This is a genomic window from Actinocrispum wychmicini (assembly GCF_004345645.1).
In the GTDB taxonomy this organism is placed as follows: Bacteria; Actinomycetota; Actinomycetes; order Mycobacteriales; family Pseudonocardiaceae; genus Kibdelosporangium; species Kibdelosporangium wychmicini.
Genome location: NZ_SLWS01000006.1, coordinates 757110 through 777690 on the forward strand (window position 1 = coordinate 757110; position 20581 = coordinate 777690).

Here is a 20581-nt window from a genome sequence, read left to right on the forward strand (position 1 = left end):
GGTCTCACAATTGTGGTGATCTACGCTTTCCGGTGGTTAACCTCCGGGCATTCGCGACCTGGAGGCACGCCGTGGAAAAGATTCGTGACGCCATTCTTTCGGGCGAGTGGACAGCGGTCGGCGATCTGGATGTGCCGGACCACTACCGGGCGGTGACCGTGCACGCCGACGAAGTGGAGATGTTCGCCGGCCTGGAGACCCGCGACAAGGACCCGCGCAAGGCGCTGCACGTCGAGGACGTGGCAACGCCGGAGCTGGCCCCCGGCGAGGCGCTGGTCGCGGTGATGGCGTCGGCGATCAACTACAACACGGTGTGGACGTCCATCTTCGAGCCGCTGGACACGTTCGGATTCCTGCGCCGCTACGGCCGGACGTCCGACCTGGCCAAGCGGCACGACCTGCCGTACCACGTGGTCGGCTCCGACCTGGCCGGCGTGGTGCTGCGGACCGGGCCCGGCGTGCAGGCGTGGAAACCCGGCGACGCGGTGGTGGCGCACTGTCTTTCGGTCGAGCTGGAACACCCGGACGGCCACAACGACACGATGATGGACCCGGAACAGCGGATCTGGGGATTCGAGACGAACTTCGGCGGCCTGGCCGAGCTGGCACTGGTGAAATCCAACCAGCTGATGCCCAAACCGGCGCACCTGACCTGGGAGGAGGCGGCGTCCCCGGGTTTGGTGAACTCCACCGCCTACCGCCAGTTGGTGTCGACGAACGGCGCCGCCATGAAACAGGGCGACACGGTGTTGATCTGGGGTGCCTCGGGCGGCCTCGGCTCGTACGCGACCCAGTTCGCGCTCAACGGCGGCGCCACCCCGGTCTGTGTGGTCTCCAGCCCGCAGAAGGCGGAGATCTGCCGGCGGATGGGCGCTGAGCTGATCATCGACCGGGCGGCCGAGGACTACCGGTTCTGGTCGGACCCGGACACCCAGAACCCGCGTGAGTGGAAGCGGTTCGGCGCGCGGATCCGGGAGCTGACCGGCGGCGACGACCCGGACATCGTGTTCGAGCACCCGGGCCGGGAGACGTTCGGCGCCAGCGTGTTCGTGGCCCGGCGCGGCGGGACGATCGTCACCTGCGCGTCCACCTCGGGCTTCATGCACTCGTACGACAACCGCTACCTGTGGATGCACCTCAAGCGGATCGTCGGCTCGCACTTCGCCAACTACCGGGAGGCGTCCGAGGCGAACCGGTTGATAGCCAAGGGAAAGATCCACCCGACCCTGTCCAGGGTGTACCCGATGGACGAGACCGGCCAGGCCGCGTACGACGTGCACCGCAACGTGCACCAGGGCAAGGTCGGCGTGCTGTGCCTGGCGCCCACCGAGGGCCTCGGCGTCACGAACCCGCAGTTGCGCGCCAAGCACGTGGACGAGATCAACCGGTTCCGCGGCGTCTGACCGTCACTCCACCCACCACCACCCGTCGCCCAGGTAGACGGTCGGTTTCACGGGGTCGCCGAAGCCGTCCAGCTCCGCCGTCTCGTCGATGTCACCGGTGATGTGGGCGTATCCGATCGCGCCGTCCGGAATGCCGGCCCACTGGGACAGGAACCACACCGGCGTGCCGCGGTTGACGCCGATCCGCGACAGGCTGTCGACGGTCGACAGGTACTGGTACTCGGCGGGCAGTTTCGGGCCGTAGTAGCCCTGGGGCGCCGTGGCGGTCCAGGTCCGGTCGTCCGCCAGCCGGGCGACGGCCGCGAAGTCCGACCGGTGCAGGCGGTACCAGCTGACTTTGTAGACGTACTGCCAGTTGACCAACGCCACGACCACACCCACGACGACCGACGGGACCAGGAACGCGGCCACGCCACGCCACCGCGCCCGCCGCCAGATCAGCCTGCCCGCGATGGCGGTGGCACCCACCAGGACGACCCACGGAACGGCCGACAGCAAAGGACCGAAGTACACGGCGGCGATCCAGAACAGGGTCGTGGTGGCGATCCGCAGCTGGAAGTAGTGCAGTCCGGCCAGCACCAGCCAGCCGGTCACCAGGACCACCACCGCCGGCCACATCCTTGGTCGCTGTCGCGGTGTCGACTCGGGCACCGAACTGTCCGCGGGGTTCTGTTCCAACGTCACATCCACGTAGACGCCGCCCCGGTGCCACCGTTGGGTGCGAACGCGTGGAGGTCTGGTGGAGGTTCCGTGTGTGATATCTTTCCTTCATGGAACGAACGGAATCGGTTCGGGACGTCGCCCGCGCCACGTTCCGGCTGGTCACCGAGGCCCAACAGGGCATGAGCAGGTCGTTCGACGCCGCACGCGTCGGCGTTCTGCAGGTCGTCGCCGCGCGTGGCCCGGTCCGGCCGGGCGCGATCGGTGAGCAGCTCGACATGGCGCCGTCGTCGGTCACCCGGCACGTTCAGGCGTTGGAGGACGCGGGCCAGGTCTCGGTGGCGGCCGATCCGGCCGACGCCAGGACGTGCCTGATCACCACGACCCCGGCCGGGCTGACCGAACTGGACCGGCTGGAGGCCGCCGGTCTGGCCGTGTTCGCCGACGTTGTGGCCGACTGGAGCGAGGCGGACCTGCGCACACTTGTCCGGCTGATGCGGCGGCTCACCGACGACTGGGCGGCCCGCGGCCCGGCCGCGAAACGCGCCAACCAGCCGAAACGCGAGCCGCGTTGGCGGTTCCGCGGATGAAACTCCGGCTCTGTCTCCTCGGCCTCGCCGTCTTCCAGGTCGTCATCGCCGTACTGGTGTGGATCAACTTCGACGCGACCGTGGACGCCTTGGACGGAACCAAACTCGCGCCAAATCACAACGCGGCTGTCGGCGCCGCTCAGGGCGCGCTGGCCGTGCATCTTGTGCTTGCCGTGCTGAGCGTGGTGTTCGCACGGATCACGCCCGCAGGAAGGGCACGCGTGCGCGCGACGATCATGCTGGCGATCACGGCGGTCGGCGGTGTCGCGGCGATGGCGTTGCCGGCACAGACTTATCTGAGCCCGATCGGGGTCGCGCTGGCGTTGGCCGCGTTGGGCCTGCTGTGGATCAGGCCTGCCCGGCGCCCAGATTCAGTGCGTCCGCGATGAACGCCACCTCGCGGTCCATCGACGGCGCGTCCTCCTCGGCGTGCCTGGCCACGGAGTGGCGGTAGCTCACGGCGAGAGCGAACAGGCCGGCCGCGCTGTCCACGTCCGCCAGCGCGATGGCGCCGGCGCCGGCCGCGATGATCACGGACTTCACCTGGGTGACTATCGAGTGGTAGCGCGCCTGCAACGCCTCGCGGACCGCCCTGTGCGTGTCCGCCTCGCGCCACAGCAGGTGCGACAGGATCCGCGATTTGCTCAGCCGCGCGTCCAGTTCGGCGACCAACTTTCGGAGGCTGGCGCCCACGTCGCCAGGGACGACGACGTTCACGGGGTCGATGTGTTCGTCCGGCAGCCGCTGCACGAGCGCGGTCAGCAGGTCCGACTTGCGCCGGAAGTAGTAGTGCACAAGGCCTTTGGGCACGTGCGCGGCCTCGGCGATCTTGGACGTCGGGGTGGCGTCGAAACCCGTCTCGGCGAACAGCTTCTCGGCAGCGGTCAGGATCCGCTCCCGCGCGCCTGGGTCGTTCGACACTTTCAGTCCCCTCCGGCGGAGTGCGCCCGGGCCATCACATCAAGCCCAGGGCGCGCTCCGCAAGAGACTCAATGCTGTCCGGCCATGCCCTGGTGGGCGGTGTTGGCGGCGGGCAGGGCGACCGCGCCGGCGATGGCTGTCAGCGCGCCGATGATGAACGCGCTCCACATGGCGCCCTTCATGTCCGTGAAGCTCATCACCCACGGGGAGATGAACATCAGCACCCCGAGCACGATCTGCACGTACTCACCCAGTACGACCCCGGGCATGGCCAGCGAGAACAGGCCGTCCAGGGCGATCAGCGCGCCCAACACGATCATGGTCCAGGTGATGGTGTTCGTGGTCGTCAACCACAGCGGCGAGAGGACGGCCACCACGCCGAACAGCACCTCTGCCCAGTCCTGCCAACGCGTCCACGCCCTTGTGGTCGATGTGTCGCTCATGGCGATCACCTCCGAAAGGAGAAAGGTCCTACCTCTGCATAGTGCGCTTGGTTGGCTGGCCGGTCAAGACCTGTGATGTGGTATACGCCGCTGGCCAAGTCGGTGTGCGAGGTAGGTTGGGGCCATGGCTCTAGGTGACGAACGCGAGCTCGTGCCGCTCGGCGTCGGTTTCGACATCACCAAGCGCGGCTACAGCAAGATGCAGGTCGAGGAACACCTCGAACGCGTCGACGGTGAGTTGCGCCTGCTCGCGGCCGACCGGGACGCCGCGGTGTCCCAGGCCGCGGACCTGGCGCGCCAGCTGGAGATCGCCCGCTCGGAGATCGACGACATGCGCGGCCAGGTGGAACGCCTGTCACTGCCGCCGACGACCTTGGAAGGGCTGAGCGAGCGCCTGCAGCGGATGCTCCGGCTCGCCCAGGACGAGGCGACCGAGACCAAGGCCCGGGCCGAGGCCGAGGCCGGCCACATCCGCGCGAAGGCCGAGACGGACGCGAACGCGCTGCGGGCCCGTTACGAGGAGATGTTGCGCGGCCTGGACGTCCGGCGGGCCGAGATGGAGGCCGAGCACCGGGAAGTGATCGCCAAGGCCCGCGCGGACGCCACCGCTCTCACCACCGCCGCCGAGCAGGAACGGGCCCGCCTGGACGCCGAGTCCGAGCAGCGCCGGGCGCAGGTGGAGGAGGACTTCGAGATCGCGATGGCCTCCCGCCGCACCGAGTCGATGCGCGCGCTGGCCGAGCAGGAGGCCACGAGCAAGGCGGATGCCGAGCGTCGGGTCCGGGAGGCGACCGAGGAGGCCAACCGCCGCCGGCACGACGCCCTCACCGAGTCCAAGGCGCGACTGCAGGAGGCCAGCGAGGAGGCGCACCGGCGGGTCCGCGAGGCCACCGACGAGGCCAACCGCCGGATCAGCCACGCGGCTCAGCGCGTCGCCGCGTTGCGCCAGCTGCGGACCCGGGTGGCCAACCAGCTGCGCCAGGCCCGCAGCCTGATCCAGGACGCGGACGTGGTCCTGACGAACGCCACCCCGGTACTCGACCCGTTGCCGGAGGAGCGCACACCGCAGGACGAGGCCCCCACCAAGAAGGTCACTCCCCCCAAGGTCACCACGGTCTCGCAGACCGAGGCGGCCGGCGGCCCCCCCAAGGAGCCCTGGGAGCCGGCCGAGCCCGACGAGGCCGCCGAGACCATCGAGGTGCCGAAGCCCACCCCGAACCGGCGCCCCTGACCGGACACTCAGGACACCCACTACCTCGGTCTGGTTGTGTCGTTGTAGCTACGGCAGGGTAAGTTACCCGCAGTAGCTCGCCGAGGAGGGGTTCCTGATGGCTGCCTACCGCACCATTGTCGTCGGCACGGACGGCTCGGACTCGTCGTACCGAGCGGTGGACAAAGCCGCCGCGGTCGCCGCGGACAGCGACGCGACGCTAGTGATCGCGTGCGCCTACCAGCCGGCGAGCCAGCGCGAGGTCGAACACGCGCAGGACGAGCTTGGCAGTGATGTCGCGTACCAGGTCGTGGGTTCCGCGCCGGCCGAGGACACCGTACGGACCGCGTCGGAACGGGCGGCGCGGGCGGGCGCGACGAAGATCGACACCGTGATCGTCGTGGGCGACCCGGTGCCGACGTTGACGAACCTGGTCGGCGACCGGTCCGCCGACCTGCTCGTGGTCGGCAACCGGGGGCTGAACACGCTGGCCGGCCGGCTGCTCGGGTCGGTACCGGCCGAGGTGGCCCGCAAGTCCGGTGTCGACGTGCTCATCGTCCACACGACGTGAGCGAGTCCCTCCAGGCGCGGATCGAGCGGGTGCTGCTCGGCGGCCGGCGGAAGTACACCCGGGAGCAGGTCTCCGAGCTGGCCGGCATGCCGCGGGAACGGGCCACGGACCTGTGGCGCTCCCTGGGGTTCGCGAGCGTGGCCGACGACGAGGTGGTCTTCACCGACAACGACGTCCAGGCGCTGCGGCTGGTGAAGGAGCTGACCGAACTCGGGTTGTACGACGTCAGCGCGCAGAACTCGATCGCCAGGGTGCTCGGCCAGCACATCTCCCGGATCGCCGAGATGGAGATCTACGTGCTGCGCGAACTCGTCGCCGGGCAGCCCGAGCTGCTCGCCGACGAGCGCGGCTTCACCCGGTTCATCGACCAGCTCATCCCGGACCTGGAGCGGCTGCACAACTTCGCGTGGCGCCGGCAGCTCGCCGCGTACGCCGGCCGCGCGCTCGCCGCGCCCGACGAGGACCTGGACACCACCAACGAGGTCGTGGGCTTCGCGGACATGGTCGGCTACACCAGCCTGACCCGCCGGTCCAGCGAGACCGAGCTGGCGAACGTCCTGGAGGAGTTCGAGACCACGGTGACCAAGGCGGTCGCCGAGCACCACGGCCGGGTCGTGAAGATGCTCGGCGACGAGGTCCTGTTCGTCGCCGACGACCCACAGCAGGGCGCGGAGATCGCGCTGACCCTGGTGGAGCTCGCCGAGGCGGCGGAGGGCCTGCCGTCGCTGCGCGCCGGTCTGGCCTACGGACGGGTGTTGAGCCGGTTCGGCGACGTGTACGGGTCGACGGTCAACATAGCGAGCCGGCTCACCTCCATCTGCAACCCGGGCGCCGTGCTCGTCGACGCGGAACTGGCCGCCGCGTTGCAGGACGACCCGCACTACGCCATCCGGCACCGCCGACCGGTGTCGGTGCGCGGGTTCCACCGCCTCAAGCCGTCCGTGCTGCGGCGCGCTACCAACGGCGTGAAGTAGGCCCGCGTCGCAGCCGCGCGTCCCAACACGCCCGGTGCCAGTGCCGCCGGTCGTCGACCGTGCCGTCCGCCTGCCACGCCACGACATGCGGCACACCCGCCTGGATCTCGTGATCGCATCCGGGACACCGGTACACCTTCGTCGACCCGGTGACGGACCGGACATACCAGTCTCCGTCCGGCCCTGACTCGCCGCGCTGGTACCCGGCCGTACTGTGCGGACGCAACTCCTCGCGCTTGGCACGGTTTCGGCGGGGCACGACCATCACTATATTTGGCAGACGTGCCCACCTATGAGTTCAAGTGCCGCGACTGCAGTGACACCTTCGAGGTAAATCGCCCGATGAGCGAGTCCGGGGCGCCGGCGAGCTGCCCCTCGGGCCACAGCGACACGGTGAAGCTGCTGTCCATGGCCGGCCTGTCCGGCGGCGCGCCGGCGCCCACGGGAGGTTGCTGTGGCGGAGGATGCTGCCGCTGACCCGTTCGGGACGCTGCGCAAGGCACTGTGGATCGGCGGCGGCCAGTGGGCCGGGAAGTCCACTGTCGCCCGCATCCTGGCCATGCGCCACGGACTCACGGCGTACCACTACGACTACCACGACGCCCGCGGCCACAACGACCGCCGCATCGCCCGTCGAGTCCACACTGGACAGTCTGCGCCCGATCCCGAGGACGTCTGGGTGAACACCACCCCGGCGGACATGGCCGTGGCCACCCTTGGCGGCTTCCCCGAACGGTTCGAGTGGGCCCTGGACGACCTGCGTGCCCTGGTGTCACCCCATCCGATCATCGCCGAAGGCTGGGGCCTGCGTCCCGAACTCGTCGCACCGCTGGTCGCCGAACCCAGGCAGATGGTGGTCATGGTGCCCACGGAGGAGTTCCGGCAACGTCAACTGCGCGCGCTACCCCGTGCGGCCCGGACGACCCATCAGGTCAGCGACCCGGAACGCGCCCAGCGCAACAGGATCGCCCGCGACCGCCTGGTGGCCACGGACGCGGCCCGAGCCGCGCACCAGTACGGGATGCGCGTGATCGAAGTGGACGGATCCGTCGACGCCGAAGGCGTGGCCGACATTCTGTCCGCTCATTTCCAGCCGTACCTGCCTTGACAACTACGGACTTCCGACCTCAGCGCACCTTTTCCGGCATATGGTCCAATGCCTCCAGCACGTGCTCCGCGAGTTCGTGCGCGGCTTTGTCGCTCAGTTTCGAGTTCGTCTTCAGTGCGCCTTGGACCAGATTGACGCGTTGGTCGTAACGGGACACGTACTTGACCGTGGCGGTCATGGGATCTCCTTGCTGCCGTGTCCGAACTGGACGCGGACTTCAGCACACCACCCGGCTTGGTCGGCCGCTTGTGTGCGCCCAAGGCGGCGCCGGCTTGACCACCGGCACTCGACGTACCCTCGGTAGTACTGACTGTACGCCGTGAACCGACCGATCATGACCGGCGGAGTGTACTGTCGAATATGCCGAAGGTATTTCGCATGTGAGCGGCCGAGCCCGCATCGTTTTCGGCGACACCCACCGCAGGGTACGTCGATGACCTATGAGCGAAGCAGATTCGCCCGCGCCGCTGCCCTCGCCCGGTACGCCGAACAGGCACGACACCCCCAGGCGCGGCTTGCCGCCACCGATGACGACGTCCCAAGCTCCGCGGCGATGACCGCGCGGAACAGGTGGCTGCGGATCGGGTGCGCCTTCGACTACCGGGCCGAAATCGAGACGCCGACAGTGTTCCTGGTGCGGCCGAGCGACGGCGGCGACGTGCGCGCGGCCGGCGAACAGTGGTCGGCGCAGCCCGAAATGCCGATGCGCCGGTACCGCGACCTTTACGGCAACCAGTGCGTGCGGGTGGTGCTGCCGGCCGGCCGGTCAAGCCTGCGTTACCAGGCGTTCGCCGAGGTGCCGGACGTGGCCGACGAGGTACCCCTTGAGGCGGCCGAGGTGCGGCCGGACGAACTGCCGGACCGCCTGCTGCTCTACACCCTGCCGAGCAGGTACTGCCTGCCGGACGCGCTTGGCGACGAGGCGTGGTCCCGGTTCGGCTCGGCCGCCCCTGGCTACGGTCGCGTGCGGCAGATCTGTTCGTACGTGCATGACCACCTGACCTTCAGGTACGGCAGTTCCACCGCGATGTCCACCGCGGTGGACGTCAACGCTTCGGGGTTCGGCGTCTGCCGGGACTTCACCCATCTGGCGATCTCGTTCTGCCGGGCGTTGAACATCCCCGCCCGCTATGTGTTCGGGTACCTGCCCGACATGGACGTTCACCCGGATCCGGCGCCGATGGACTTCGCGGCCTGGATGGAGGTCTGGCTGGCCGGGCGCTGGTGGACCGTTGATCCCCGCAACAACAGCCACCGCAAGGGACGGGTGCCCGTCGGCCGCGGCCGGGACGCCGCCGACGTCGCGATGGCCACCACATTCGGCGGTCCGCACCTGGAGGCGATGCGGGTCATCGCGGAGGAATGCGACCGGCCAGGCTGACCGGGCAGGGTCACGAAAGCGTTTGCGGCTCTCGGCCGATAATCGCTTCGGCGACGTGTTTGCCCACTTCGCACTGGGGGCCGAAGAGTTTGGAGGCGTCGATGACGCCGATTCCCACGTTGCCGTCCGCGTATTTCAAGGACAGGACGCACGAGGTGTCGTCCGCCTGTTGGTAGAGGACTGGACGGCCGGCAACGGTGTAGGTGCCGTTGGGGTTCTTGACCGCCAGGCTCTGGGTTTTCCGGTAGTAGAGCTGGACGCCGACTTTCAGGCCCTGCTGGGCCAGTTGGTACGTCCAGCGGCAGGACTGGTCGAAGTCCGTGCTGATGTTGACGTCGCTCTTCGGCTCGGTCACGTTCGCGCCCTGGTTCTTGAACGGCAGGTCGTCGAACGTGAGCAGTTTGCAGAGCTTCTGTTCCATCGCGGGCGTGCCCGACGCGGGCGGCCCGTCCAGCGGGTTGGACGTGGGCGGACTCGCGGTCTCCGAGGTGCTGGTGTTGACCACCGCTTGTGGGTCGGCGGTCGCGACACCGCCGATCTTCTGGCCACAGGCCGCGGTCAGCACGCTGACCAGCGTCAGCCCGGCCGCCATCCACGTTCGTCGCACCGGGTCAAGGTACCGCTTCGCCCTATGTGTAGTCCCGGAACCCCTTTCCGGTCTTCCGGCCAAGGCGGCCCGCGGTGACAAGGTGTTCCATCAGCGGGGACGGCGCGAACCCGGGCTCGCGGAACTCGTTGTACAACGTGCGTTCGATCGCCAGGGAGACGTCCAGGCCGACCACGTCCAGCAGTTCGAAGGGACCCATCGGCAGGCCGCAGGCGGCTTTCATGGCGGTGTCGATGTCGTCGCCGGTCGCGTAGTGGCCGGCGACCATCTTCACCGCGTCGTTGAGGTACGGGAACAACAGCGCGTTGACGATGAAGCCCGCGCGGTCGCTGCAGTGCACGGGATGCTTCCCGACCTTGGCGCAGATGGCGTGCGCGGTGGCGACGACGTCCGCGTCGGTGGCGATCGTGTTCACCACTTCCACCAGCTTCATCACCGGGGCCGGGTTGAAGAAGTGCAGGCCGATCACGTCGCCGGGCCGGCTCGTGGCCGCCGCGCACTCGATCACCGGCAGGGACGACGTGGTGGTGGCGAGAACCGTGCCCGGCTTGCAGACCTCGTCCAGCGCGCCGAACACGGCCCGTTTCACGGCCAGGTCCTCGGCGACGGCCTCGATCACCAGGTCGCAGTCGGCCAGTTCCTCGAACTCGACCGCGGGGGTGATCCGGCCAAGCGTCTCGTCCCGGGCCGCTTCGGTGAGCCGGCCCTTGGCCACCGCCCGGTCCAGCGACTTGCGGACCTTGCCGACCGCGGCCGACGCCTTGTCCGTGCTACGGGCCCGCAGCACGACGTCGAAACCCTTCTTGGCGAACACCTCCACGATGCCGGTGGCCATCGTGCCGGTGCCGATCACCCCGACCCGCTGCACCTCCCTGGTCAACGCCTCCTCGGCCTTCCCTTGTGGCGTAAGCACGTCCGGCACGACAACCGGGGAACCAGGCTCCTGATAGGTGTAGAAGCCACGCCCGGTCTTCCGGCCCAGCATGCCCGCGGTGATCATCTGCTTGAGCAGGGGCGCGGGCGCGTGCAGCCGGTCCCGGGACTGTTTGTACATCGTGTCAAGGATTTCGGACGCGATGTCCAGTCCGATCAGGTCGAGCAACGCCAACGGCCCCATCGGATACCCACAGCCGTACTTCATCGCCGCGTCCAGGTCCTCGCGGGTGGCGTACCGCTGCTCGTACATGAGCACCGCGTGGTTGAGATAGCTGAACAGCAGGGAGTTCGCCAGGAACCCGGCGCGGTCGCCGATCACCAGCGGTGTCTTCCCGATCCGGCGCAGCAGGTTCTCGACGTCGGTGATGACATCCGGCTCGGTGACGACCGTCCGCACCACCTCCACCAACTTGAGCACCGGCGCGGGATTGAAGAAGTGCATCCCGATCACCCGCTCCGGCCGGCCGGTGTGCACCCCGATCTCGGTGACCGACAACGAGGACGTGTTGGTCGCCAACACGGTGTCCGGCGGCGTGATCCGGTCCACCTCGGCGAACACCCCGGCCTTCAGCTCCAGGTTCTCGGTGACCGCCTCCACCACCAGGTCGCAGTCCGCCAGGTCGGCGAGCCGAGCGGTGTACGTGATCCGGCCGAGCAACTGGTCGCGCTCCACCTCAGTCAACTTCCCACCGGCCACGGCCCGCTCAGTGGAGTGCTCGACGAGCGCCCGGCCCCGCTCCAGCGCGTCCAGGTCCACCTCCACACCCACAACGGCCACCCCGGCCCGCGCGAACACCTCGGCCACCCCGGCCCCCTGAATCCCCAGGCCGACCACACCAACTGTGCTGAACTCACGCGCCACTGGAACCTCCCGGCCGAGCTACCGTCGGGTAACCACGATGCCCGCCGAGCGCCATCCGTGCACGTGAAGTACACCTCAGTGACCCAGGTCACCGACCCTCGGATTCCTCGCAGCGCGTCTGATTCACTCGAATGTTCCGACCAGCGGCCCTGAATGGATGAGGAGAGCCCTGGTCAACGCTCATGGCGCAACCGCCTGATCTCCGCGGTGGTCGGACCGCTCTTGGCCGAGCGCGGTCTCCGGTGACCGGGCCTGACGCGCAGCCGTTTCCGCACCAAGACTAGGAGCAGGTACAAGGTCAACAGTGCCAGCGCGGCGAGCGCTCCCAGAATTGCTGGCAGGTACCAGCTCAGGAATGCGGTCACGACAGCCGCCGGCGCTGGTGTTCGCGTTCGGCATCAGCAAGCGCGGCGCGCAGGAGCTTGGACTCGTCTCGGTTGAGGCGTGCGACTTCACCAGGCGGCACCACCACCACGATGTCGTGGCCAGCGCCCAGGCGGACCTTGATGTCTCGTGGTCGATCCGCGGCATCGCGACAGCTGACCGATTGGGACCAGGTCGAACTCGACACGCCGCCTCCAGCTGGTTAAGACGTCTTGACCAGTTATGACTGTAAGTAGAGAGGCTCAACTGGTCAATACCAGTTGGGGTCACAACCCGATCGGATTAACAGCGAGTAGCCTCTGGTCAAGATGTCAACATGTCTTGACCAGCCGCAGGAGGAGGTCGCGTGGTCGATCGGACCAGTGGAGTGCCCGCCTATCGGCAGGTGGCCGACCAACTCGCGGCCCAGATCTCGACGGGCGAGCTGGCTCCGGGCGCGCCGCTTCCCTCCGAGCGCGAACTCGTCGATCTGTTCGGTATCTCTCGTCCGATGGTCCGCGAAGCGGTCAAGCTGTTGCGGATGCGCGGCCTCGTCGATGTCGAGCACGGTCGTGGCGCATTTGTGCGGACGCCAGGCCAGGTCGTTCGTCTGTCCCGGAATCGGCTTACGCGAGCTGCCCGCAGTCTGAACAAGGGTGCCTTCCTCGGTGACGCGGACGCCGCTGGATTCACGCCCAGTGTGTCAGTCCGGGTTCGAGTCGAGACTGCTGACGAACGCGTAGCGCGACTGTTGGAGATCGAGCCCGGCAATGAAGTCCTTGTACGCGACCGAGTGATGAGCGCGAACGGGTTGGTGGTCCAGCTGGCGGTCTCTCGTCTGCCACGCGATGTCACGCTCGGAACGGCCTTGGAGGAGATCGAGACAGGACCTGGCGGCGCTTACGCACGACTCGAGCAGGCCGGCCACGTCCTCGTCCACTTCGACGAGACCGTCTCGGCGCGCATGCCCAGTGTCGAAGAGCAGGCTCAACTCCAGTTGCCGGAAGCGATTCCGGTGATCGCGGTGACTCGCGTCGCGTACACGGCTGATCGTCCAGTCGAGATGAACGACATGGTGCTTGCCGCCAACAGGTACGAACTGCACTATCGGTTGCCTGCGGAATAGATCATGAGGTGACGGGCAGCTTGCTCCAGACCTCGCCGGCCACGATCCGGGCGGCGGCGCAGGCGGTGGCCGTGGTGCCGGGGGCTGTTCGGACGATGACCTGGGCGAGTTCGCGGCCGATTCCCGCCACTTCGGCCACGCACAGGGTCGGGCCGTTGATGTCTACGGTGTACACACCGCTGGTGCGGCCGGCGATGGTCTCGTGGTGGACGTTGGCGGCGGCGGAGGGGGCGCTCAGTACGTAACGCAGGGTGAGCGAGGGGACGGTCGCGGTGCCCCAGCGGCACTGGTGGTGAGCTGGGTAGGCCGTTGTTTCCGCCGCGGCCAGGCCGGGGATCTGGCCGAGGGTGGTCACCACCGCTTTGCAGGCGTCCAGGGGGCCGAAAGAGCTGGGTGGGTACGCGTGGTGCTCGATTTTCTTCGCCACGATGTTCTGGGCGATCGTGTGCGTGGCTTTTTCGGTTACCGAGCACAGCGAGGAGACAGTGGTGTTCGGGCTGTCCGCCGTGTCCGCGGACACGGCGAGGGTGATGTTGTCAATGAAGAAGATGTAGCGGGCGCAGCGGTCGGGGACCGGACTCGCTTCGAGGATCCGCAAGGGGCCGACCAGCTCGATCTGCCTGGCCGGCACGTCGTCGAGCGAACGCACCCGTTCCAGCAGGCCGAACCGGACCGCGACCTGGGCGTCTGACATCGGCAACCGCAGCCAGCAGTAGTCATAGGACTCCTGGGGCTGGGGTTGGGCCGTGCCGAACTGGTCGAGCGACGTCGGGTCCAGCAGGCTGCAACTGTCCACTGTGCCGGCGTCGCCGAGCAGTTCGGCCGCGCTGCCCGGCCCCGGCCGGGTGGCCGCCGGCGCGCCGGAGACCTGGCTGGTGCAGCCGGATAACAGGAGCAAGGCGGTAACGAACACAGCGGTACCTAACGCAGCACGGCATCGCCGCATCCCGCCCGCCCTCACTCGTCAAAGCCGCGGGCGACCAGCTCACCTACCCGCCGCAGCGCCTCCTCGGCGTCCGGACCGATGGCGGAGACCGTGACCCGGTCGCCGCCGCGCGCGCCCAAACCCATCAGGTCGAGCACACTGGCCGCGTTCGCCTGCCTCTCGCCGAATCGTACGGTGACCTTGGCGTCCAGCTCCGCGACGCTCCGGGCAAGCAGCGCGGCCGGCCGTGCGTGCAGGCCAACGGTGTTGGTCAGAATGAATTCCGTGCCGGGTCCGGTCGGCTCGGGCATCACGTCCGCGTCGGGTGACGACCCCGCCGAAGCCGCTGCGGCCAGCACCGCGTCGAGGTCCCCGCCGCCCTGCGCGGCCACAGCGGCCGCGACGGCTCCCTCCACAAACGGCGCGTCGACCACGGCACACCGGTTCGGGTCACCGAGCATCTCCACGGCCAGGTCAGCGGTCATCTTCGCGCTGCCCAGGTCGTACAGCAGGAGGACGCCGGCGCCCGACTCGGCCCGGTCCAGCGCGGTGGACACGGCGTCGAAGTCGGTGCCGAGCGTGCCGTCCGGCAACCCGCCGGCCGGCAGGATCCGCACGTCCGGCGCCATCTGCCCGGCCAGTTCGGCGAGGCCATCCGCCAGTTTGGAGCTGTGCGAAACGAGAACCAGACCGACGAGACTCACGATGCTGCGTCCGCGAACGCCCGCAGCAGCAACGCGGTCGAACGCGCGCCCGGATCCATGTGACCGGCGCTGCGCTCACCGAGGTACGACGCACGGCCTTTCCGCGCCACCAACGGAATCGTGTCCCGCGAGCCTTGATCCGCGGCGTCGGCCGCCGCCGAAAGCACCTCGGCGACAGAGCCTGAGGCAGCTTGAGCCGCCTCGACCGCCGGCGTCAGCGCGTCGACCATGGTCTTGTCCCCGACGGCCGCCTTGCCGCGCGCCACCACGCCGTCCAGCGCGGCCTGCAACGCGACCACAATGGACTCCGGGGTCAACTCCGGCGTCTGGCCGAGGGCTGACGACGCCCGCAGGAACGCCGTTCCGTAGAGCGGCCCGGCTGCCCCGCCGACGGTCGAGATCAACGTGCTGGCCACCAGCTTCAGCACCGCGGCCGGTGTCTCCCCTGGGTTGTCCAATTTGGACAGCACGGCGGTGAAGCCGCGCTTGAGGTTCTCGCCGTGGTCGCCGTCCCCGATCTCCCGGTCCAAAGTGACCAGTTCGTCCCGGTGCTCGTCGACGACCGCCACCACCGAACGCAGCGCCGACACGACCCCGTCGACAGTGCAGGACATCAGGCGCCCCACCGCAACGCCGCTGTACGCACAGGCGCGTCCCACCATCGCAGCATCTCGTCGTCCACCTTCAACACCGTCAGGCTCATCCCCTGCATCTCCAGACTGGTCACGTACGGCCCCACCAGGCGCCGCTCGACCACGATGCCACGCTCCTCCAGCAGCCGCTCGGCGATGCCGTGCGCGAGGTACAGCTCGACCAGCGGCGTGCCGCCCATCGAGTTGGTGAACAGCACCACCCGGTCGCCCGACCCGAACGGCAGGTCGTCCAGGATCGGCTCGAGCAGGGCCCGGACCAGCTGGTCGGCGGGCATGTGCGGGACGCGCCTGCGGCCGGGTTCGCCGTGGATGCCGATGCCGATCTCGATCTCGTCGTCACCGAGCACGAAACTGGGCTCACCGACGTGCGGGACCGTGCACGCGGTCAGCGCGACACCCATCGACCGCACCGACGAGATCACGCGCCGCGCCAACGCCTCGAGTTCGTCCAGCCGGTAGCCGCCCTCAGCGGCGCCGCCGAGGATCTTCTCCAGCAACACCGTCCCGCCGACACCCCGGCGGCCGGCGGTGTACAGCGAGTCCTTCACCGCCACGTCGTCGTCGATGACCACTGTCCGCACCGCGACGTCGGACATCTCGGCGAACTCCGCCGCTGTCTCGAAGTTCAGCACGTCACCGGTGTAGTTCTTGACGATCAGCAGCACACCCGCGCCGCCGTGCACGTGCTCGATCGCGGCCTGCACCTGGTCGGGTGTTGGCGAGGTGAACACCGCTCCCGGGCACGCGGCGTCGAGCATGCCGAGGCCGACGAACCCGCCGTGCATGGGCTCGTGCCCGGAGCCGCCGCCGGAGATCACCGCGACCTTGTCCGGCACAGGCGCGTCCGCGCGGTAGACGACGGCAGGTTCGGTGCGGACCTTGAGGATGTCGGCATGGGCCGCGGCCAGGCCACGCAGTGACTCCCCGACCACGGTCGACGGATCGTTGATGATCTTCTTCACGGCGACCTCCGGGCGTTGGGGCTCGTGCCTTCCTACCCGACCGCGCGTCCGCCGATCAAGCCGACACCTTGCCCGCGACGGCCACGGCCGCCGTCTTGGCCACCGCGCACACATCCTCGCCCGCGACGGGCTGGCTCCGCTCGAACGACACCTCGACGTTCTCGCCTTTGCCGCCGTTCAACTGCCGCTGCGCCCACCCGATGTCGCACTTGTTGTCGGAGATGCTGTCCTTCCACTGGGCCGCGCCCTTGACCTTGTCGGTCAGGTCCACTTTGACCGGTTTGCTGGACGAGTTCAGCGTGTACGGGTCGCTGGCGATGTCGTAGCTGACGGTGATCGTCACGCCGGACGAGCCGGGGGTGTACGAGCAGGACCTGATGCCGTAGGCGGACTTCACCGCGGCCTTGCCGAGGATGCCGGCGGCGGTCTTGTCGTCCAGGTCGGCACACGGGTCCCGGGTGACCAGGCTGCCGGGGGTGGCCGGGTACTTCGGCGGGTTGGTCGCCATCAGGTTGATCACGGCGTTGATCGCCTTGCCGGCCCAGTCGCAGGTGTCGCCGCTGTCGGCGGTGGCCGACACGGTGACGCCGCGGTCCGGGTCCCGGCCGGTGACCGCGCTCTCCGAGCAGCCCGACGACGTCCGGCTCTCGACGATGACCAGGCCGTTGATCTGCTTGTTGGTCTGTTTCGGCGCGTCGAACAGGCTCTCGCCGACCTTGACACCCAGTCCGATCTTGACCTTGCCGGTGGTGTCGGTGACGTACAGCGAGCATTCCGAGTAGCCGGTCCGCGACGCCGTGTCGTTGGACGCCTTGCCGACCGCGGCCACCACGTCCTTGTTCAGCAGGCCGCACGGTTCGATCTGACGCAGCGCGTCGTCCCCGAAACCGCCGCCGGCCTTGACCGTGGTGCGGTTCGAGACCGATTTGGACAGGTCGACCTGTCCGGCGCAGCCGGCCAGGGCGAACGCGCACATCAGGGCGGCAGCGGTGATGAGACGACGAGACACAGCGTGCACGGTAGCGACCCGCGCGCCGCCGCGTGCACCGAACTCCTCATTTCGCCTCGTCGGGCACTGTCACCGGACGGACCGCGGCCCAGATCGCGAAGAACGCGGCGAGGGCGAGCATGGCGATGCCGACCCACAGGTTGACGTTGAGCCCGCCGGTCTTCACGCGGTCCGCGTCGGTCTCGAACCCGATGCCCAGCACCAGCAGGACCACGCCGTAGATGCCGAACAGGATGGCGATGATCCAGCGAAGATCGAAAAGACGTCCCATGCTCCCTCACCAGAAGATGATGTTGAGTGCCAGGGTCAGCACCAGCGCGCCGGCCGCGAGCACGGCGGGCTTGCGGTACCAGCCGCCGTCCTGGCCGTCGGTCGAGTGGCGGCGGCTTTCCTTGGGGGTGAGCGACCACACCAGACCCTTGAGGTCCTCGTCCGGTTTCGGCCGGGTGGCCTTGGACACGATCACGCTCACCACGATGTCCACCACGAACGCCACGCCGGCGCCGACGAAGCTCGGGCCCTGGCTGTCCGGGTCGCCGAACCAGGTGACCGCGCCCGAGTTGGACAGGACGAACACGGTCAGCGCGGACAGCGTGCCCGCGACCAGGCCGGACCAGCCGGCCGCGGGGGTCATCCGCTTCCAGAACAGGCCGAGGATGAAGGTCGCGAACAGCGGCGCGTTGAAGAACGAGAACAGGGTCTGCAGGTACGTCATGATGTTCTCGTAGCCCGCGGCGATGAACGCGGTGCCGATCGCGACCACCACGCCCACGATCGTGATCAGCCGGCCGAACCGCAGGTAGTAGCCGTCCGGTTTGTCCTTCTTCACGTACGTCTGCCAGATGTCGTAGGTGAAGACGGTGTTGAAGGCACTCACGTTGGCGGCCATGCCGGCCATGAACGACGCGGCCAGGCCGGTGATCGCGACGCCGAGCATGCCGTTCGGCAACACGTCCCGGATGAGCAGCTTGATGGCGTCGTTGAACTGGACGCCAGTGGTGGCATGCGGGTCGGCCGCGAGAGCCTGCTTCGCGCTCGCCAGCTCGGGCGACAGGACCGCGGCGATCATGCCCGGGATCACGATCACCAGCGGCAGCAGCAACTTCGGGTACGCGCCGATCAGCGGGGTACGCCGAGCCGCGGACATGCTGCGCGCACTGAGTCCTCGTTGGACTTCGGCGAAGTTCGTCGTCCAGTACCCGAAGCTGAGCACGAACCCGAGACCGAACACGATGCCGAGCACGGACAGCGTGGCGTTGCCGATGCCGGTCAGGTTGCTGCCCGGCCACGAGTTCAGCTGCGCCCTGTCAGCGATCCGGTCGACCAGGCCCTGCCAGCCGCCGATCCGGTGCAGCCCGACGATGGTGAGCGGCACCAGCATGGCCATGATCACGAAGAACTGCAGCACCTCGTTGTAGATGGCCGCGGACAGCCCACCGAGCGTGGTGTACGCCAGCACCACGGCCGCCGAGACCACAATGGACACCCAGAGCGGCCAGCCGAGCAGCACGTTCACCACGGACCCGAGCGCGAACAGGTTGATCCCGGAGATCAGGACCTGGGCCAGCGCGAAGCTGATCCCGTTCACCAGGTGCGCCGCCGGCCCGAACCGCCGCCGCAGGAACTCCGGCACGCTGCGCACCTTGGAGCCGTAGTAGAACGGCATCATCACGATCCCGAGGAACACCATGGCCGGGATCGCGCCGATCCAGTAGTAGTGCACGGTCGGGATGCCGAACTGGGCGCCGTTGGCCGTCATCCCGAACACCTCGACCGCGCCGAGGTTCGCCGAGACGAACGCCAGCCCGGTCACCCACGCCGGCAGGGACCGCCCGGACAGGAAGAAGTCCAGGCTGCTGGACACCGACCGGCGCGCCAGCACACCGATCCCCAGCACGATCAGGAAGTAGACACCGAGCAGCACGTAGTCAACGGGCTGGGCGTCAAGTCGGAGGTTCGCGTCAGCCAACACCACCCGGCCAACCTAGTTCCTACGCTCGGTGTCCGCATGACGACACAGCGTTCACATGTCAGAACAACCTGAACTCGTCCGATTCCATGCCGCGCAGACCGTCGTAGTCCAGCACCACGCAGCGGATGCCGCGGTCCTCGGCCAGGGTCCTGGCCTGCGGTTTGATCTGCTGCGCCGCGAAGACGCCACGGACCGGGGCGAGCAGCGGATCCCGGTTGAGCAGCTCCAGGTACCGGGTGAGCTGTTCCACCCCGTCGATCTCGCCGCGGCGCTTGATCTCCACCGCGACCGAGGTCCCCTCGTTGTCCCGGCACATCAGGTCGACCGGGCCGATCGCGGTCGGGAACTCGCGGCGCACCAGGGTCCAGCCGTCGCCCAGGGTGACCACGTGTTCGGCGAGCAGTTCCTGCAGGTGGGCCTCGACGCCGTCCTTGATCAGGCCGGGGTCGACGCCGAGCTCGTGGCTGGCGTCGTGCTTGATGTCCTCGATGGTGATGATCAGCTTCTCGCCGGCCTTGTTCTGGACCGTCCAGACACCGGGTTCCTCAGTGAGCCAGCACGGTGGACTCATCCAGTTCAACGGCTTGTACGAACCGCCGTCCGAGTGCACCAGCACCGAACCGTCCGCTTTGACCATCAGCAACCGCAACGCCATGGGCAGATGCGCGGTGAGCCGTCCTACGTAGTCGACCTGGCAGCGAGCAATCACGAGACGCACCGGGGCAGGGTACGCCAGCGCGTGCACAGAGCGTGTGGCGCCGCCGCCGACGATTGCGCGCGGTATCCGAACGAGGAGAGCCCACGTGGGGCAAGCGGTACACCTGGTCCGATGGGCTCGCCGTCGAGGTTGCGGCGCCGGTGGCGTGCAAACCGGGTGAGTTCGCGCAGCCGGAGAACGTCAAACGGGCCGTGAAGTTCACGGTCACCGTGGTGAACGGCACCGCCAAGCCGTTCGACACGACCACGCTCACGTTCGCCGGGGACGCGCAGTTCGCGGGCACCAAGGCGGAGACCATCTACGACTCGTCCGGCGACTGCAAGGGGGTCGGCCTGGACACCGCGACGGTCCTGCCGGGCAAGACGTACTCGTACGCGGCGTCGTACTCCGTGCCGGCCGAGAAGGGTGAGATGCAGCTGACCTTCCAGCCCGAGTTCGACCACGACAAGGCGGTGTTCGTCGGGCCGGCCTGACACGATCTCC

26 protein-coding genes are annotated in these 20581 nt (G+C 68.4%); 11 read left to right on the top strand and 15 right to left on the bottom strand.

Annotation, left to right across the window (positions count from 1 at the left end):
• Nucleotides 1-71: 71 nt before the first annotated feature.
• Nucleotides 72-1403 carry a crotonyl-CoA carboxylase/reductase gene (ccrA, locus tag EV192_RS29930; protein WP_132121241.1) on the top strand — a complete coding sequence of 444 codons (1332 nt, stop codon included), beginning with the start codon at nt 72-74 and terminating at the stop codon, nt 1401-1403.
• A 3-nt stretch (nt 1404-1406) separates the two neighbouring features.
• Here ccrA and EV192_RS29935 read toward each other — a convergent pair whose 3' ends face one another.
• Nucleotides 1407-2093 (bottom strand): hypothetical protein, encoded by a 687-nt coding sequence (locus EV192_RS29935; protein ID WP_132121243.1) that lies wholly within the window; start codon nt 2091-2093, stop codon nt 1407-1409.
• 80 nt (nt 2094-2173) lie between these two features.
• Here EV192_RS29935 and EV192_RS29940 point away from each other — a divergent pair, with 80 nt between their 5' ends.
• Nucleotides 2174-2653 carry a MarR family winged helix-turn-helix transcriptional regulator gene (locus tag EV192_RS29940; RefSeq protein ID WP_132121245.1) on the top strand — a complete coding sequence of 160 codons (480 nt, stop codon included), beginning with the start codon at nt 2174-2176 and terminating at the stop codon, nt 2651-2653.
• Entirely contained in the window at nt 2650-3042 is a 393-nt protein-coding gene (locus EV192_RS29945; protein WP_132121247.1) for a hypothetical protein, read from the top strand. The genes EV192_RS29940 and EV192_RS29945 overlap by 4 nt, the downstream gene beginning before the upstream one ends.
• Here the strand turns inward: EV192_RS29945 and EV192_RS29950 are convergent.
• Both EV192_RS29950 and EV192_RS29955 read right to left on the bottom strand, forming a co-directional pair.
• Nucleotides 3002-3574 carry a TetR/AcrR family transcriptional regulator gene (locus tag EV192_RS29950; RefSeq protein WP_132121249.1) on the bottom strand — a complete coding sequence of 191 codons (573 nt, stop codon included), beginning with the start codon at nt 3572-3574 and terminating at the stop codon, nt 3002-3004. The two genes, EV192_RS29945 and EV192_RS29950, sit on opposite strands and share 41 nt — an antisense overlap.
• A 68-nt stretch (nt 3575-3642) precedes the next feature.
• A complete protein-coding gene (locus tag EV192_RS29955; protein ID WP_132121251.1) occupies nt 3643-4017 on the bottom strand; it encodes an SPW repeat protein in 375 nt (124 codons plus the stop codon).
• A gap of 124 nt (nt 4018-4141) precedes the next feature.
• Between EV192_RS29955 and EV192_RS29960 the strand changes: the two genes are divergently transcribed.
• The 3 genes from EV192_RS29960 to EV192_RS29970 all read left to right on the top strand — a co-directional run bounded on the left by EV192_RS29960 (nt 4142) and on the right by EV192_RS29970 (nt 6772).
• Nucleotides 4142-5248: a coiled-coil domain-containing protein gene (locus tag EV192_RS29960; protein ID WP_243727142.1), complete on the top strand. Its 1107-nt coding sequence runs from the start codon at nt 4142-4144 to the stop codon at nt 5246-5248.
• Between the two features lie 97 nt (nt 5249-5345).
• The gene (locus EV192_RS29965) at nt 5346-5798 is read left to right on the top strand and encodes a universal stress protein (RefSeq protein ID WP_132121253.1); all 453 of its coding nucleotides are present in this window, start codon (nt 5346-5348) and stop codon (nt 5796-5798) included.
• Nucleotides 5795-6772 (top strand): adenylate/guanylate cyclase domain-containing protein, encoded by a 978-nt coding sequence (locus EV192_RS29970; protein ID WP_132121255.1) that lies wholly within the window; start codon nt 5795-5797, stop codon nt 6770-6772. Before EV192_RS29965 ends, EV192_RS29970 begins: the two co-directional genes overlap by 4 nt.
• Here EV192_RS29970 and EV192_RS29975 read toward each other — a convergent pair.
• Nucleotides 6753-7031: a hypothetical protein gene (locus EV192_RS29975; RefSeq protein WP_165960668.1), complete on the bottom strand. Its 279-nt coding sequence runs from the start codon at nt 7029-7031 to the stop codon at nt 6753-6755. The genes EV192_RS29970 and EV192_RS29975 overlap by 20 nt on opposite strands.
• Before the next feature lie 23 nt (nt 7032-7054).
• Between EV192_RS29975 and EV192_RS29980 the strand changes: the two genes are divergently transcribed.
• Together EV192_RS29980 and EV192_RS29985 are read left to right on the top strand one after the other, a co-directional pair.
• Nucleotides 7055-7249 (top strand): FmdB family zinc ribbon protein, encoded by a 195-nt coding sequence (locus EV192_RS29980; protein WP_132121259.1) that lies wholly within the window; start codon nt 7055-7057, stop codon nt 7247-7249.
• On the top strand, nt 7227-7880 hold the full coding sequence (locus EV192_RS29985) for a hypothetical protein (protein WP_132121261.1): 654 nt from the start codon (nt 7227-7229) through the stop codon (nt 7878-7880). The genes EV192_RS29980 and EV192_RS29985 overlap by 23 nt, the downstream gene beginning before the upstream one ends.
• Before the next feature lie 19 nt (nt 7881-7899).
• Here EV192_RS29985 and EV192_RS54115 read toward each other — a convergent pair whose 3' ends face one another.
• Nucleotides 7900-8058 (bottom strand): DUF6307 family protein, encoded by a 159-nt coding sequence (locus tag EV192_RS54115; protein WP_165960669.1) that lies wholly within the window; start codon nt 8056-8058, stop codon nt 7900-7902.
• Between the two features lie 255 nt (nt 8059-8313).
• Here EV192_RS54115 and EV192_RS29990 point away from each other — a divergent pair, with 255 nt between their 5' ends.
• On the top strand, nt 8314-9261 hold the full coding sequence (locus tag EV192_RS29990) for a transglutaminase-like domain-containing protein (protein ID WP_207926272.1): 948 nt from the start codon (nt 8314-8316) through the stop codon (nt 9259-9261).
• Between the two features lie 10 nt (nt 9262-9271).
• Here the strand turns inward: EV192_RS29990 and EV192_RS29995 are convergent, their stop codons facing one another.
• Together EV192_RS29995 and EV192_RS30000 are read right to left on the bottom strand one after the other, a co-directional pair.
• A complete protein-coding gene (locus EV192_RS29995) occupies nt 9272-9868 on the bottom strand; it encodes a DUF3558 family protein (protein WP_132121263.1) in 597 nt (198 codons plus the stop codon).
• A gap of 22 nt (nt 9869-9890) precedes the next feature.
• Complete coding sequence (locus EV192_RS30000) at nt 9891-11666, bottom strand: 3-hydroxyacyl-CoA dehydrogenase family protein (RefSeq protein WP_132121265.1); 1776 nt, start codon at nt 11664-11666, stop codon at nt 9891-9893.
• A 730-nt stretch (nt 11667-12396) separates the two neighbouring features.
• On the opposite strand from EV192_RS30000, the gene EV192_RS30010 reads away from it, so the two are divergent.
• Nucleotides 12397-13155 (top strand): GntR family transcriptional regulator, encoded by a 759-nt coding sequence (locus EV192_RS30010; protein WP_132121269.1) that lies wholly within the window; start codon nt 12397-12399, stop codon nt 13153-13155.
• 1 nt (nt 13156) lies between these two features.
• Here EV192_RS30010 and EV192_RS30015 read toward each other — a convergent pair whose 3' ends face one another.
• Genes EV192_RS30015 through nucS form a run of 8 tightly spaced genes read right to left on the bottom strand, consistent with a single transcriptional unit; the run spans nt 13157 to nt 20098 of the window.
• On the bottom strand, nt 13157-14068 hold the full coding sequence (locus EV192_RS30015) for a hypothetical protein (protein WP_132121271.1): 912 nt from the start codon (nt 14066-14068) through the stop codon (nt 13157-13159).
• Nucleotides 14069-14112: 44 nt separating this feature from the next.
• Nucleotides 14113-14784, bottom strand: a complete 672-nt coding sequence (gene dhaM / locus EV192_RS30020) for a dihydroxyacetone kinase phosphoryl donor subunit DhaM (protein WP_243727143.1) — start codon at nt 14782-14784, stop codon at nt 14113-14115.
• Nucleotides 14781-15398 carry a dihydroxyacetone kinase subunit DhaL gene (gene dhaL, locus EV192_RS30025; protein WP_132121273.1) on the bottom strand — a complete coding sequence of 206 codons (618 nt, stop codon included), beginning with the start codon at nt 15396-15398 and terminating at the stop codon, nt 14781-14783. The genes dhaM and dhaL overlap by 4 nt, the downstream gene beginning before the upstream one ends.
• On the bottom strand, nt 15398-16399 hold the full coding sequence (dhaK, locus tag EV192_RS30030; protein WP_132121275.1) for a dihydroxyacetone kinase subunit DhaK: 1002 nt from the start codon (nt 16397-16399) through the stop codon (nt 15398-15400). The genes dhaL and dhaK overlap by 1 nt, the downstream gene beginning before the upstream one ends.
• Before the next feature lie 55 nt (nt 16400-16454).
• Nucleotides 16455-17408, bottom strand: coding sequence for a hypothetical protein (locus tag EV192_RS30035; protein ID WP_132121277.1), 954 nt, complete (start codon nt 17406-17408; stop codon nt 16455-16457).
• Nucleotides 17409-17454: 46 nt separating this feature from the next.
• Nucleotides 17455-17679 (bottom strand): hypothetical protein, encoded by a 225-nt coding sequence (locus EV192_RS30040; protein WP_132121279.1) that lies wholly within the window; start codon nt 17677-17679, stop codon nt 17455-17457.
• Nucleotides 17680-17685: 6 nt separating this feature from the next.
• Nucleotides 17686-19383 (bottom strand): sodium:solute symporter family protein, encoded by a 1698-nt coding sequence (locus EV192_RS30045; protein WP_243727144.1) that lies wholly within the window; start codon nt 19381-19383, stop codon nt 17686-17688.
• A 55-nt stretch (nt 19384-19438) separates the two neighbouring features.
• A complete protein-coding gene (gene nucS / locus EV192_RS30050) occupies nt 19439-20098 on the bottom strand; it encodes an endonuclease NucS (RefSeq protein ID WP_132121281.1) in 660 nt (219 codons plus the stop codon).
• A gap of 140 nt (nt 20099-20238) precedes the next feature.
• On the opposite strand from nucS, the gene EV192_RS30055 reads away from it, so the two are divergent.
• Nucleotides 20239-20571 (top strand): DUF4352 domain-containing protein, encoded by a 333-nt coding sequence (locus EV192_RS30055; protein ID WP_132121283.1) that lies wholly within the window; start codon nt 20239-20241, stop codon nt 20569-20571.
• Nucleotides 20572-20581 lie beyond the last annotated feature (10 nt).

What these genes read in the sequence shown, in the direction of transcription:
- EV192_RS29940 (WP_132121245.1), top strand. Translation starts at nt 2,174, where the DNA reads ATGGAACGAACGGAATCGGTTCGGGACGTCGCCCGCGCCACGTTCCGG.
- dhaL (WP_132121273.1), bottom strand. Translation starts at nt 15,398, where the DNA reads ATGTCCTGCACTGTCGACGGGGTCGTGTCGGCGCTGCGTTCGGTGGTG.
- EV192_RS29965 (WP_132121253.1), top strand. Translation starts at nt 5,346, where the DNA reads ATGGCTGCCTACCGCACCATTGTCGTCGGCACGGACGGCTCGGACTCG.
- EV192_RS30040 (WP_132121279.1), bottom strand. Translation starts at nt 17,679, where the DNA reads ATGGGACGTCTTTTCGATCTTCGCTGGATCATCGCCATCCTGTTCGGC.
- EV192_RS29945 (WP_132121247.1), top strand. Translation starts at nt 2,650, where the DNA reads ATGAAACTCCGGCTCTGTCTCCTCGGCCTCGCCGTCTTCCAGGTCGTC.
- EV192_RS29990 (WP_207926272.1), top strand. Translation starts at nt 8,314, where the DNA reads ATGACCTATGAGCGAAGCAGATTCGCCCGCGCCGCTGCCCTCGCCCGG.
- EV192_RS29955 (WP_132121251.1), bottom strand. Translation starts at nt 4,017, where the DNA reads ATGAGCGACACATCGACCACAAGGGCGTGGACGCGTTGGCAGGACTGG.
- EV192_RS54115 (WP_165960669.1), bottom strand. Translation starts at nt 8,058, where the DNA reads ATGACCGCCACGGTCAAGTACGTGTCCCGTTACGACCAACGCGTCAAT.
- EV192_RS29960 (WP_243727142.1), top strand. Translation starts at nt 4,142, where the DNA reads ATGGCTCTAGGTGACGAACGCGAGCTCGTGCCGCTCGGCGTCGGTTTC.